This window comes from Nocardioides sp. Root151 (genome assembly GCF_001427925.1).
Taxonomy (GTDB): domain Bacteria; phylum Actinomycetota; class Actinomycetes; order Propionibacteriales; family Nocardioidaceae; genus Nocardioides.
Genome location: NZ_LMGG01000004.1, coordinates 1,170,595 through 1,183,235, shown reverse-complemented (window position 1 = coordinate 1,183,235; position 12,641 = coordinate 1,170,595). Strand labels below are relative to the sequence as shown.

Annotated in this window: 12 protein-coding genes and 1 pseudogene; 7 read left to right on the top strand and 6 right to left on the bottom strand. The window is 64.3% G+C overall.

Annotated elements, in window-relative coordinates; translation table 11 throughout:
- Positions 1-355 precede the first annotated feature (355 nt).
- On the top strand, positions 356-1,057 hold the full coding sequence (locus tag ASD66_RS14225) for a hypothetical protein (RefSeq protein ID WP_056891279.1): 702 nt from the start codon (positions 356-358) through the stop codon (positions 1,055-1,057).
- A gap of 26 nt (positions 1,058-1,083) precedes the next feature.
- Here ASD66_RS14225 and egtD read toward each other — a convergent pair whose 3' ends face one another.
- The 4 genes from egtD to ASD66_RS14205 form a co-directional block, all read right to left on the bottom strand.
- Positions 1,084-2,043 carry an L-histidine N(alpha)-methyltransferase gene (gene egtD, locus ASD66_RS14220; protein ID WP_056891278.1) on the bottom strand — a complete coding sequence of 320 codons (960 nt, stop codon included), beginning with the start codon at positions 2,041-2,043 and terminating at the stop codon, positions 1,084-1,086.
- Between the two features lie 9 nt (positions 2,044-2,052).
- The gene (locus ASD66_RS14215; protein ID WP_056891277.1) at positions 2,053-2,514 is read right to left on the bottom strand and encodes a hypothetical protein; all 462 of its coding nucleotides are present in this window, start codon (positions 2,512-2,514) and stop codon (positions 2,053-2,055) included.
- Positions 2,511-3,809 carry an ergothioneine biosynthesis protein EgtB gene (gene egtB / locus ASD66_RS14210; RefSeq protein ID WP_056891276.1) on the bottom strand — a complete coding sequence of 433 codons (1,299 nt, stop codon included), beginning with the start codon at positions 3,807-3,809 and terminating at the stop codon, positions 2,511-2,513. The genes ASD66_RS14215 and egtB overlap by 4 nt, the downstream gene beginning before the upstream one ends.
- Positions 3,810-3,874: 65 nt before the next feature.
- A complete protein-coding gene (locus tag ASD66_RS14205; RefSeq protein ID WP_056891275.1) occupies positions 3,875-4,435 on the bottom strand; it encodes a dihydrofolate reductase family protein in 561 nt (186 codons plus the stop codon).
- 196 nt (positions 4,436-4,631) lie between these two features.
- Here ASD66_RS14205 and ASD66_RS14200 point away from each other — a divergent pair, with 196 nt between their 5' ends.
- Both ASD66_RS14200 and ASD66_RS14195 read left to right on the top strand, forming a co-directional pair.
- Entirely contained in the window at positions 4,632-5,033 is a 402-nt protein-coding gene (locus ASD66_RS14200) for a YjbQ family protein (protein WP_056891274.1), read from the top strand.
- 170 nt (positions 5,034-5,203) lie between these two features.
- Positions 5,204-5,395: an ADP-ribosylglycohydrolase family protein gene (locus ASD66_RS14195; RefSeq protein ID WP_056891273.1), complete on the top strand. Its 192-nt coding sequence runs from the start codon at positions 5,204-5,206 to the stop codon at positions 5,393-5,395.
- A gap of 135 nt (positions 5,396-5,530) precedes the next feature.
- Here ASD66_RS14195 and ASD66_RS24220 read toward each other — a convergent pair whose 3' ends face one another.
- Together ASD66_RS24220 and ASD66_RS24480 are read right to left on the bottom strand one after the other, a co-directional pair.
- Complete coding sequence (locus ASD66_RS24220; RefSeq protein ID WP_082599496.1) at positions 5,531-7,141, bottom strand: GmrSD restriction endonuclease domain-containing protein; 1,611 nt, start codon at positions 7,139-7,141, stop codon at positions 5,531-5,533.
- A complete protein-coding gene (locus ASD66_RS24480) occupies positions 7,138-7,992 on the bottom strand; it encodes a hypothetical protein (RefSeq protein WP_156388682.1) in 855 nt (284 codons plus the stop codon). Before ASD66_RS24480 ends, ASD66_RS24220 begins: the two co-directional genes overlap by 4 nt.
- Positions 7,993-8,450: 458 nt before the next feature.
- Here ASD66_RS24480 and ASD66_RS25310 point away from each other — a divergent pair.
- From ASD66_RS25310 to ASD66_RS25715, 4 genes and pseudogenes are all read left to right on the top strand, one after another.
- Positions 8,451-8,736 (top strand): annotated as a pseudogene (locus ASD66_RS25310) (IS21 family transposase); the annotation flags it as partial.
- Positions 8,737-8,877: 141 nt separating this feature from the next.
- A complete protein-coding gene (locus tag ASD66_RS14185; RefSeq protein WP_056891271.1) occupies positions 8,878-10,554 on the top strand; it encodes a class I SAM-dependent DNA methyltransferase in 1,677 nt (558 codons plus the stop codon).
- Positions 10,555-10,589: 35 nt separating this feature from the next.
- Positions 10,590-11,474 (top strand): hypothetical protein, encoded by an 885-nt coding sequence (locus ASD66_RS14180; protein ID WP_056891270.1) that lies wholly within the window; start codon positions 10,590-10,592, stop codon positions 11,472-11,474.
- 395 nt (positions 11,475-11,869) lie between these two features.
- The gene (locus ASD66_RS25715; RefSeq protein WP_156388680.1) at positions 11,870-11,968 is read left to right on the top strand and encodes an excalibur calcium-binding domain-containing protein; all 99 of its coding nucleotides are present in this window, start codon (positions 11,870-11,872) and stop codon (positions 11,966-11,968) included.
- The last annotated feature ends 673 nt before the right edge of the window (positions 11,969-12,641 follow it).

Below are 12,641 nucleotides of genomic sequence, written 5' to 3'. Positions count from 1 at the left end.
AGTCCCCGCCGCGATCGGCGTACTCCAGAAGGGAGAAGCGCTGCCAGCTCGATGAAGCGAGCGGAGCCCGGCACACAGGTCCCGGAGAGTCCGGGGACTCCTCTGTGAGGAGTCGGGCCCGACCGGTCAGTGTCGGTGTATTCGATCGAGCTTGAGATCAGTGTACGCCTGCTCGAAAAGAGGCACAACCCCCAATTCACAGGTCTTCTGCGGAACATTCTGGCCGGAGGCACCGACAGTCGTCCGTGGGCCGGCGTCGGATTTCGCCGAAGCCCGTACGGCGACTCGGCGCAAGCCTCACACTTGCCGCAGACCTGGGCGCGTGCCGGTCGGCGAAATGGCGGGGGGAGTGGCGATGGGTGAGCAGCGCAGGTGGACCGTGCTGTCCCTGGCGGTGTTGGTCGCCAGCCTGGCTGTGCTGGCCCTGGGCGGGTTCGTCCAGCTCGACGACATGTCCGGGTCCGGCTCCGAGCGGTGGATCATGCCGCTGGGCGCAGTGGCCGCGGTCCTCGCCGTCGTCGCACTCCGGGTGGCCTGCAGGCACACCGCGTCACGGCGTACGTTCGGTGCGGCCCTGGCCGTCATCGATGCGGCCCTCGTCGTACTCACCTTCACCCTCGAAGGGTTCCGATTCATCTGGCACGGCACCGAGGGCGAGCTGTTCCTGTTCGAGGTGGCGCTCGGTCTCGTCGCCCTGTGGATGCTCACCCCGACCTTCGAGGTCGGGCGCCCTGATCCGATGCGCGACGGCCGATCGCCCGCCCCGCAGGTGACGACGCAGGTGTCGCCATGGGTGCGCGTGTCGGCCTACGCGACGGGACTCCTGCTCGCGATCTGTCTGGCATTCATGATGGGGGCCGCGCACTTCGAGGCGACCCACTGCAGCGACCCCGGCTTCGACGGGGAGTGCGACGTCGCCAGTATTGAAGGCTTGGGCTGGTCCGCCCTCACCTTGATCGTGGTGTCGTCAGGGATCGTCGTCGCCGAAGTCCTGCGGGCACGAAGGCGTCGGCGTCCTCGCGTCCGGACTCGTGATTCGAGGACAACTGATCGATGAGGCCCTGCCCGAGCCCAGCAGCGACCTCAGCGACGAGCCAGCACCAAGGCGAAGTCGCCGGCAGGATCGCTCCACCATCGCTCGGGGTGCAGTCCCGCGGCGGCGAGCTCGGGCTCGAGCAGCGACCGGCGGAACTTCGCCGAGATCTCGGTGCGGATCTCCTCCCCGGCGTCGAAGGTCACCTTCAGGTCGAGGGCTGCGAGCTGCGCGACGATCGGACGGCGCGCCCGCAGGCGCATCTCGATCCACTCGTTCTGCGCGTCCCACAGCGCGACGTGCTCGAAGTCGTCCGGGTCCAGGTCGCCATCGAGCTCGCGGTTGAGCACGGCGATCACGTTGCGATTGAACTCCGCGGTCACGCCCGCCGAGTCGTCGTACGCCGCCACCAGCCGGTCGGCGTCCTTGACCAGGTCGACCCCGAGCAGGAACGCCTCGCCCGGGCGCATCGCCGCGGCGAGTGACGAGAGGAAGGTCTGGCGCTGACCGGGCGGGTAGTTGCCGAGGGTCCCGCCGAGCAGGGCGACCAGTCGGCGTCCGGGGGCGGGCAGCTGGTCGAGGTGGTGGTCGAAGTCGGCAACCGCGCCGTGCAGCACCAGGTCGGGGTAGTCGCGGCGCAGCCCGTCCATGGCGTCGCGCAGTGCGCCGGCACTGACATCCACCGGCACGTACGCCGACAACCGTCCGCCACGCGCCATCGCATCGAGCAGCATCCGGGTCTTCTCGCTCGACCCCGAGCCCAGCTCGAGGAGCGCCTCCGCATCAGCCACCGAGGCGATCTCGTCGGCGTGCTCGACCAGGATCGAGTGCTCGGTGCGGGTCGGGTAGTACTCCGGTAGCCGGGTGATCTCCTCGAAGAGCCGGCTGCCGCGGTCGTCGTAGAAATACTTCGGCGGCAGCCACTTCGGCGTCGCGGTCAGGCCGGTGCGGGCGTCGGCCTCGAGCGCGGCGCGCAGGTCGGCCGGGGTGAGCAGCTCGTCGAGGGTCACGGTGCCTCTTCAGGTGTTCGCATGTGGACAGGGGAGTGTGAAGCGGGTGGGGCCGCACTGGTCGAGGTCGACGACGGTGCCGACCGACAAGGGCGACCAGACCTGGTCGTCGTCCGCCGGCGAGCCCACGGCGTACTCCCAGTTACCCAACTCGAGCAGTGCCAGCCCCCGGCCCCAGGCGACCGCGGCCAGTTGCTCGCCGTTGGCGAGCAGCACCGAGCAGGGCGGCACGTCGTTGCGGGTGACCAGGCGCACCAGTGCGCTTGAGAGTGGAAGTCCTGCCTTGCGGATGCGCGCCAACGCCTCGATGATCGCCGTCCGCTCGTCGGCCGTTGCGGCGTCGATGCCCACCTGCCAGCCGTCGAGCTGGGCGACTCCCTCACAGTCCGCGTGTGCAGCCCAGGTCGCGACGGTCTGGGCATGACCGAGGGCGCCGCGGTGCCCACAGGCCACCGCGCTGGTCCAGGTCACCGTCGCGGCTCCCGCGGCGCGCCGCCGTCGGCGAGGCGTACGCCGGTCAGCGGCCAGCGCGCACCTGGTGGGAAGAAGTTGCGGTACGACGCCCGCGCGTGACCGGGTGGCGTCAGTGCGCAGCCGCCGCGCAGCACCATCTGGCCGGACATGAACTTGCCGTTGTATTCGCCGAGGGCGCCGGCCGTGGGGTGGAAGCCGGGGAAGGGCAGGTACGCCGACGAGGTCCACTCCCAGCAGTCGCCGAAGAGCTGGCGCAGCCCGTCGACCGGTTCGCCTGCGGCACGTGGGTGCCACGACTCGGTGTCGGCGAGGTTGGCCGGTGCTTGCTCCTGCAGCCGGGCGGCGTGCTCCCACTCCGCCTCGGTGGGCAGCCGCTTGCCGGCCCAGGTCGCGTAGGCGTCGGCCTCGTAGTGGCTCACGTGGCAGGCCGGCAGCTCGGGGTCGACCGGCCGGGTGCCGGTGAGCGTGTGCTCGAACCACACGCCGTCGCGGTCGGACCAGTACGCCGGAGCCGCCCACTCCTCGGACTGCACGCGAGCCCAGCCGTCGCTGAGCCACAGCTCGGGCCGGCGGTAGCCACCGTCTGCCATGAAGGCCAGCCACTCGCCGTTGGTGACGAGCCGGTCGGCGAGGCGGTAGGGCTCGAGCCACTGCTGGTGGCGGGGGAGCTCGTTGTCGAAGCAGAAGCCGCCGTCGAGGGACGTCTCATGGCCGATCTCGACCAACCCGCCGTCGAAGTCGCGCCACTCGAGGGTGCCCGACATGTCGCCGCTGCTCGGGTTGCCGGCGTACGACGGATCGAGCGGGTTGAGCGAGAGGACGTGCTTGATGTCCATCAACAGCAGCTCCTGGTGCTGCTGCTCGTGGTGGAAGCCGAGCTCGATCGTCGGCGCCAGCTTGGTCAGCGTGCCCTCGTCAAGGGTGGCCATCAGGTCGCGCATCCGGTCGTCGACGTTGCCGCGGTAGAGGCCGACGTCGTGGGCACCCGGGCGGCTGATCACGCCGCGCATCGGCCTGGACCAGCGCGGACCGACGGCCTCGTAGTAGCTGTTGAAGAGGAACCAGTAGGTGTCTTGGTACGGCGCGAAGCGCGGCTCGTTGTCGGCCAGCACGAAGGTCTCGAAGAACCAGGTGACGTGCGCCCGGTGCCATTTGGTGGGTGAGGTGTCGGGCATCGACTGGACGGTCTGGTCCTCGGGCGATAGTGGAGCCGCGAGTCTTTCGGTGTGGGCCCGGACGTCGTCGTACCGGGCGGGCAGTGAGGTCACGTCGATGCTCGCGGCGTCGCTCATGACACCAACTCTTGCAGGCCGCCCCAAGGCAAGTCACGCACTTTTCGTGGCGCCTCGAGGTCGGATCACCGCTTGGGTCGGTAGGTCCGACCGAAGCTGCGCCGGTTCGCTTCGTCGATCTCCGCGAGCTCCCAGTCGACGCGACGTCCGCCGGGCACATCGAAGATCCTGACCCCGTCGCCGAGGAAGACGGGCGCGACATAGACCTGCAGCTCGTCGATGAGATCGTGCTCGAGCGCCTGCCGGGCGATGTCGGCGCTGATGATCTGGACGTCCCTGTCGCCGGCGAGCTCCTGCGCACGTGCGACCGCTTGGGTGATGGAGCAGTTCAGTGCGATGACGGACGAGTCGTCCGCGAGTTCCTCCGGTCGGTGGGTGAGGATGAACTCGGTGCCGGACCACGCGCCGCCGTACGCCTCGGAGGTCATCTCGTCACGTTCGTCGGCCTGCGCCTTCGCCGCGTCGTACCCCTCGCGGCCGGCGATGATGACGGCCACCTTCGAGGCCATCGCCTGGGTGGTTCCCTCCGCATGGGGCTCAGAGGCGGACAGCCAGGACATGTCGTGGCCCGGCCCCGCGATGAACCCGTCGATCGAGCAGGTGAATCCCCATGCAACCTTCCCCATCACTCCTCCTTGAGTGGTCTGATGACACCGGTATAGACCAGCCGTTGGCGCGGAATTCATCGCCCCAGTGATCGAGCAGCGGCCTCAACTCGATGGTCGAGCAGCCCGAGGCGATGTCCTGATTGCCCGCGAGGGACGAGCGGGTGTATCGAAGGGGACGAGGGCGCCCGTCGAGACCACCTGCAACCATCAAGACATGGACACCGAGACCCGGACCTACGTCACCGGCGACCGTGAGGTCGTCCTCGACCTGACCCGCGACTGCGCCGACTTCGCCGCTGGGCGCGGTGACGGACTTCTGAACCTGTTCGTGCCGCATGCCACGGCAGGGCTGGCGATCCTCGAGACCGGTGCCGGCAGCGACGACGACCTGCTGGCCGCACTGGCCGACCTGCTCCCTGCCGACGACCGGTGGAGGCACCGGCACGGCAGCCGCGGTCACGGCCGCGCGCACGTGATGCCGGCGCTGATCCCGCCCTACGCCACGGTGCCGATGCTGGGCGGGCAGTTGGCGCTCGGGACGTGGCAGAGCCTCTGCCTCGTCGACCTCAACGTCGACAACCCCGAGCGAGACGTGCGGTTCAGCTTCCTCACGTGACGGCGCTGTCGACGTGCGAGCCACCTGGTGGTCGAGCACCCCGAGGCATGAGTAACCCAGTGGTCGAGCAGCCCGAGGCGATGTCCTGAGTGCCCGCGAGGGACGAGCGGGCGTATCGAAGGGAACGTGGGCGTCTGTCGAGACCACACCCGTGATGGCAGGCTGAATCCATGAATCTCACGGATGCCCAGTTGGACCGAGCCATCGGCGTGCTGATGGGCACTGCGACCGGTGACGCCCTGGGCGCCGGTTACAAGTTCGGAAGTGCGCCGTACGACGGGTGGCCGGCGATGATCGGCGGTGGCCTGGGCAACTTCGCGCCGGGGGAGTGGACCGACGACACAGCCCAGGCACCGGCCTGAGCGAACGCCCAAACCTGGGAGAGCAATCATGATGAGCTGTGGGGGCCGGCAGTGACCATGGCACGAGACCGGATCGTCGCCACCCTCGAAGTGTAAACAATTCGCGGGCGTCGCAGCGATCAGCGATGTGTGGTCCTACAGGGACAGAGCGGGGTAGCGGGTCGTGAGCGAGTCAACGAGATTGTTGTAACGAGTGACCAGCACTCCTTCAGGATCGACGACGAGCTGGTCGAGACCAATGTCGCCGAGCAATTGTGACTCAAGTGCGCCCCTGCCGAGCTCGCCTTCTTGCCGCAGTCCCAAGGGTCTCTGTCGCATCTTTGCGACCGAAACACGACTCACGAGTACTTGGGCTAACGTCATTTGATGGGCTGGAAGTCCGCTCTCCGACCGTTTCAGCCTGGGCAGGATCGTTTCCATTGCGAGGTCGTCATCGGCGGCTGATTGGAGACTCTCCCCGGTCAACACGTCTCGTGCATCCACAAACGCCAGATAGAGTCGGAAGGCGCGCCACAGCCCGCTACTGCTTCGACGCGACGCGTACTTGACGTCATCCAACTTGGGCAGCCTTGACTCGAATGAACCGTTGCCCGACAAGTGGCCTGTCAGGCGGTCGTAGTCATCCTTTGCGACGGTGCTTGAAGCAACTTCGTAGGCGCGGGTGAACGAGGACGACCAGAGCCAAGTCTCAATTATGTCGCTGTGTACCTCTAGGTCGTGGTCTCGTCCGAGAGCGGCGAGGGGAACGAGTTGCGTGGCGTAAGGCAACCAAGAAATGCCGCGGCATCCGCGCCGGCGTAGAAACTCGCACGCTCCGAGAGTGGAGGCAAGGAAACTTGGCCAGTTGCTCTTGATGGTCTGCGCATCCAGTTTGAGCATGGCCGGTCGTCGGATGTCTCCGGATACTGCGAGGGCCATGGCCTGGATGACGGCGAGCGCATCGTCGCCAAGGAACTCTTCCAGCACAGCATGCTCGTCTCTAGCTTCGAGCCAGACATCTCGAAGGCTCCAGTCCTCTTGGTACGTACGAGCGACTAAGAGATCGAAGACCGAAAGTCGCATGCCAGTTTTGTTGATTCGCTCAAAAATACGCGCGATCGCAGGTGGCTCTAGGGCATTGTCAAGCATCATGGCTGGAAACTTGTAAGTATGAGCGTTGGCCAGAACGGAGCGATACAGCTTCGATAGCGAAGAGCCAACAGCACTGCCGCGCTCTTCAGGCAATGCAGCGACAATTTCGTCCCGCCACTCGTAGAAATCTGCAGCGCTCCCTGCATAGTGGAGTGGAAGAAGTTCGCCCGAGCTTATTCTTTGCTGAGTTCCCGTCGACTGGAGCTTATCAACATCGATTGCGACCAGCGCGTCCTCAATCAACTCCGCATCTGCTGGCCGCTCGAGAGCCCGATCGACATTAAGGCACCAGATCTTCTTGCCCCGCCCCTTAAGGGCTTGATAGAGGCTCGTAAGGCGCTGCTGCCCGTCCAGCACCACATAATGGATGTTTGGCCCTAGGGGGGGAGCGCCCTCGAACCCCCGTAGGTCGAAGAATGTCGGCCGGCCAATCATCAGCAATAAACTCCCCGCGGGCCAACCGGAAAGAACGGTCGCGAGCAGGCTCGCTACGTCTGGTTCGTTCCAATCGAAGTCACGCTGAAAATTCGGCAGACCGACGCGACCCTGATCGATCTCGTCCATCAATAGCATCAGATCCAGGTCGCGGCTATACGACTGTCCCGAGTCGCTCACACCTGACTCCTAAAGTAATCTCGTGATCCCGGTGGCGCGGCCCACAATGCCGGGCCAACCTTGGCCTCGTCGAACTGCGAGCGGACCCATGCTGCCACTCGTCCTTGTCCGTCGAACCTGAAGGCTAGCCCACTTCGACCGGGCCTGTGATTAGTGGACACGGTCAACTCGATCACCGCTAGATCGTCTACTACCGTTGCGTCATACAGTGGATTGTCGAGTGTGGCGATCTGAATCGTGGAATTTGATGCGACGACATTGGCTTGTTGCCATCTGGTCTTTATGGTGTCAATTGCTGTTGAAATGTTGTTTGCCAAATCCTGTTCGCCCAATCCGAGGCTCGAAGCGACCGCCGCAAGGTGTAGGCCATCCGGATTCGGCACCACAATCTCAACATGTACCTCTCGACTTTGGGCGGCTTTCATTACTGCGTTGAGATGTCTCAAGTTCCAGTCGATGGGATTTCGCGCGATACATCGAATGCGAGACGCGCGGCCCAATTCAGTGTGAAGATCAATCTGCTCCTCGTTGGTGTCGGATACCTCTGTTAGACCGGTCGCGACGAGGGATGACTTGAGTGACAGATAGTGATGAAGCGAGCGTGCGTAGGATCTACGCAGGAAATACTCCCAGATGAGCGAGAGAATGCCGATGCTGATGACGGTTGAAAGGAGCGATGTTAAGACGGCATAGGTCGTCTCGTCCAAGCGCCATCCTCCGTCGCCTGGACTCCTCCATGCCACCAAGATGAGGAACCCAGTTGACGCGATCGACATGACGATGGCTGTGCCGGCCAATCGATTGCGGAAGGGGTTGAGGGAGGCGTCCACCCATGGCTGGTCCTTACTCACTGCGACAGTCTAGGTGCGAAACGTCCGTGTGACTCGGAAATGAAGTTGTTGCCGGTTTGAGTTTGTGCCCTCCAAGGGTCAGTTCGTACGAAGGGGCAGGGGGGGTGTTCGATTCAACACGAGGAATATTGGCCACGCGTGGCACAACTAGCGCCGACCGCTACCAGCTGTGAACGGCAAACTCTGACGAGTCGGCCTCACCGGTCGCGACGAAGGTGTGAATCTTGGAACCGGACTGACTTAACACGCGGCGAACATTGGCGGGGACATCTCCTTCATCGAGAACAGGCCGGAAGACCTCGTCGGTGTGCTGACAAGGCCTGAAACTGCCTGTGTATAGACGGTCGAAGGCTGATCCCCCCGAGATCCTGACCTCATCACTTGAGCAGGAGGACGGGAGAGTTTCGGTGGGGAACTGGGTCGAGATCCGTAGGCTGCACCGCGGGGAGGTGTAGCCGATCAAGATGATCGCGACGGCGTAGGGCGTCTCGCTCAACACGGTGCGCGCCGCACTCGCATCGGACTTTATCGCCGGTACAGTTGGAACTTGGCGGGCTCGTCGGTCGGTGAGTTCGAGCCGCGGATCCGTGAACAGCTCCAGGGGTGCCGACGATGCCGGCGCGGTGATCGCCGAGCGGGTGGGTTGGACGCGTCGGATGACGATGTTCAAGGAACGGAGTCGGCGAGTTACGGCCGGCCTATCTGCCACAGGACCAGGCTCCTCGCATGATCGACGCGGCCGGTCGTTGGCACAGCTCGGGGCTCATCGAGCCTGCCACGCCGAGGCCGAGCTGTTCTTAGGCTCCGGGGAGGCGCCGACCCGACGACTCGACTCGGCGAGCCCACAGATGGCTGTCACCGGCCTCGACTAGAGTTCGTGGCATCATGATTCGAGCCGATGACAGCGAAGCACTCCGCAAGCAGCGAGGAGCGTTCTTCACCCCCCCTGCAATTGCGGACTTCCTCGCTGAGTGGGCCGTCCTCGATCAGCCTGACGCAAAGGTTATGGACCCCACCTGCGGCGAGGCAGTCTTTCTCATTTCCGCAGGTCAGAGGTTTAAAGACCTCGGCCGTGACATCGGAGACTTGGATGAACAACTCTACGGGTTCGACCTCCATCAGACGTCGCTGGAGTGGGCCTACAACCTCTTGACCGAGGCCGGTATGGACGCCCACCTCCAGCAAGGAGACTTCTTCTCGATCGCAACGCCCGACCAGCTCGGCGCGACCGTCCCTGAGATGGACGCGATCATCGGAAACCCGCCTTTCGTCCGCTACCAGCAGCACATCGGAGAGACCCGAGACCGGTCCAAGCAGGCTGCGCTACGACAAGGTGTCCGACTGTCCAACCTCGCGTCCTCTTGGGCAGCCCTCCTCGTCCACTCGGTAGGCTTCCTCAAGCCTGAGGGGCGGCTGGCGATGGTGCTGCCCGCAGAGCTTCTTACGGTCGGGTATGCCGAGCCGGTTCGAGCTTGGCTGAAGCAGCGGTTCGAGCAAGTCCACTTGGTCATGTTCGACCGGCTCCAGTTCCAGGACGCCACAGAGAAGGTTGTGCTCGTCCTGGCCGCTGGCTCGGGCGGCTGTGATGCGTTTTCCCTTTACTACCTCGACGACGGCGACGACCTCAAGAAGATCCGAGTCATGTCGAACCACGCCGCCACGGTTCTCGATAGCGGCAAGTGGACAGACCTGCTCCTGCCCAACCGCCAGCGCCACCTGTTCAGGACGACGAGCGCAGAGCACTTCACGTCGCTCGGGACCTACGGCAGCCCGGAACTCGGCATAGTGACCGGTGCGAACAAGTTTTTTACTCTTACGGAAACCACCCGGGAGGAGTTCGGACTCAGCGAGAAGGCTGGACAGGTCGTCAAGGTTTGCCCGCCTGGGACAAAGCATCTCAAAGGCCTGTCGTTCTCGACTGTCAGCTGGCGCGAGCTTCGGGATGCGGGTGAGAGGGTCTGGCTCTTCCGGCCTGACCCATTCGATGAGTCCGAGGCTGTTCGGAAGTACATCGCGGTCGGCAAGGCGCACGGCGTAAACGAGGCCTACAAGTGCAAGATCCGGACCCCATGGTGGCGGCCCCCGACTGTAACTGCCCCGGATCTCTTCTTTACCTACATGAGCCACCGCTACCCGCGACTCATCGCGAACACAGCAAAGACGACGTTCGTGAACTCGATGCACGGGCTGCGCCTTCGAGACGAAGCGCCCCACTTTGCCCGCGAAGCACTCCCTGTACTGATGTTCAATAGCGTGACAATGCTGGGGGCAGAGATCTTCGGTCGGTCATACGGCGGCGGCATCCTTAAGATGGAGCCGAGCGAGGCCGCGTCTCTGCCCATGCCGACGTTCGAGGGCTTGGCGAACGCTTGGGACCTCCTCAAGTCGGATGCCCGCCGGCTCGATATCAGCCTACGCAAGGGACAGTGGACCAACGTAGTCAAGACGATCGATGAGGCACTGCTCGTCAGCACCCTCGGCATCAGCCGTTCCGACGTCATCGAACTACACGACGCTGCGAGAACCCTCAGATCCCGACGAATGGGCAAGGGCAGCCTCTAACCTTTCAAGTAACGCTCGCTACGGAAGGGGTCGCTTTGGACGACTTCGCATTCGAGGATCGCGTCGGTCATCCGCTCGAGAAGTGGAACGAGTTGAAAGACCGCGTGCAGCAGGAAAACATCAAAGTCTTCGCCGACGTCGCTGATGAGTTCCTCGCCGTGTTGTGGTGCCTCGACCAGTACCGAATCAAGGGCATCCCGCCACGGCTCATGGGCCAGCCAACCCAGACTGATGCTCAGCGACTCTCTGGCGCGTATCGGATGAAGGGTGGCTGGTTCGCCGAACTCGTCAGTTTGCTCCTGGAGAACCAGACCAGTTCGCCCCTCGCTCCACGATCCAACATCCAAGGCTTCTCGCAGCCGCACCAGATCGACATCGCTTGGCCAGCACGCCGCAACGCCCCGCTCGTCTGCGTCGAGACAAAGGTGATGGGCGGACCTGCGTACAACCGGCAGCCTGCCCGTGCTTCCACCGCCGACTGGTCGAACCGCCGTAAGGAGTTGAAGTTCCAGGCAACGGATCTGAAACTCTATCGCCGCGAGCAGCGCCAGAAGATCGATCACTGGGACAACTGGCGCAAGATCGCGCCGCCGTCCGTCTACTTCATGTGGTGCGCCCGCATTAACAGGCCTCGTGACACCCTCGACCGGATGGTCGCGGAGGTCCGGGCGCTGACCGAGACCTACCTCGACGGAGCGGGCATCTTTGCCTACGAGCCGAACAAGAACGAGACCGGCTATCAAGTCGTTTTCGTGCACCAGCGGGACCGAGTCGTAGACCTGTCGGACCTCATCCACCGTATCGCCGAGGAAATCGAAGGATACGCCTCCTCAGGTCTGCCGCCCGAGCCCGAACCGTCCGAGCAACTCCCCGTTGACCTTAGCCTTTTGCAGCCGGACGCGGAGGAGCCCGGAGAGTAGTCAGCGCACGGGTCCCGCGTCGAACCGATGGGCGAGGACAAAGCCACCCGTAAGGTCCGGTTCGCTGAGGTTTGGTTGCTTTGTGAGAGACAAACCGGTGGTATCAGCCGGTGATGCGCTTCTTCTCGAAGATGGTGTTGCAGTTTGAGCACTTCATTTTGTTGGTGCTCTTCGGCTGAACCGTGTGGGTGTTGCAGATCGGACAGAGGTGTCCCTTGGCCATGTCTTCTCCCTTGCTGGGGGTGCGCTCGGGAGGCGGATAGGCGGACCCGCGCAACACGCTTCTCACAATTATTAAAGCACGGAGCGCGCAGTAGTGCCCTCTGACCAGCGGTTTTACATCGGAAGAAGTGCAATACGCATAGATTGCGATTCTGTGATGCCCATGGCCGCGCGTGCACACCATCCATCTATCACGATTTGCAGCTCGAACTCGCAGGCGAAACTACGCCTCGCACCTCGATAGGGACGGCGACGGGGTCGGCTGCCAGTGACGGGTCTGCGCCTGACAGTTGAGGCAGATGCCTCACGCGGTGCGAGGGCGTGCGGGCCCACTGTGAATGCATGACAACCACGGCACCACGGCGGGCCGTTGAGGCGCTGCAGGCCGACCCCTCGNCTGGTTCCGCGATCCGGGGGGACGCTGGACCATCCACACGACCGGCCCGACCGAGCTGACCTGTCCGCGCTACTTCGGGTCGGTCGCGGCCGGGACCCGCGTGCCGGGCATCGACGTGTCCTGGTCCGACGACCACACGCTCGAGGTGACGCTCGGTGACGACCTGACCTGGCGGATCGAGCTGGGCGCGACGCCGGCGACCCGGATGATGACCGGGATGGGTGGGGTGCTTCCCGAGGCGGGCTGGAACAGCAACGCCGTGCTCGGTGCCATGGGACCGATGGCGCGCACGATGCTGCACACCGGCCGGATCCGACTCCGCGGAGCGACGCCCAACGGCCCCCACTTCAAGGCGGTGCCGTTGAAGATCTGGCGTGTGGTCGGCAGTGCTGCGTCGTACCGCGGCGAGGACCTCGGTGCACCGGCGCCGCTCGACGAGCAGACCCGCCTGGGTGACTTCTGGCTGCCGCAGCGCGGCGTCTTCTTCGTCGGGCGGGCACGGTTCACACCACCGATCGAGCAGATCGACAGCGGGGCAAGCGTTGCGG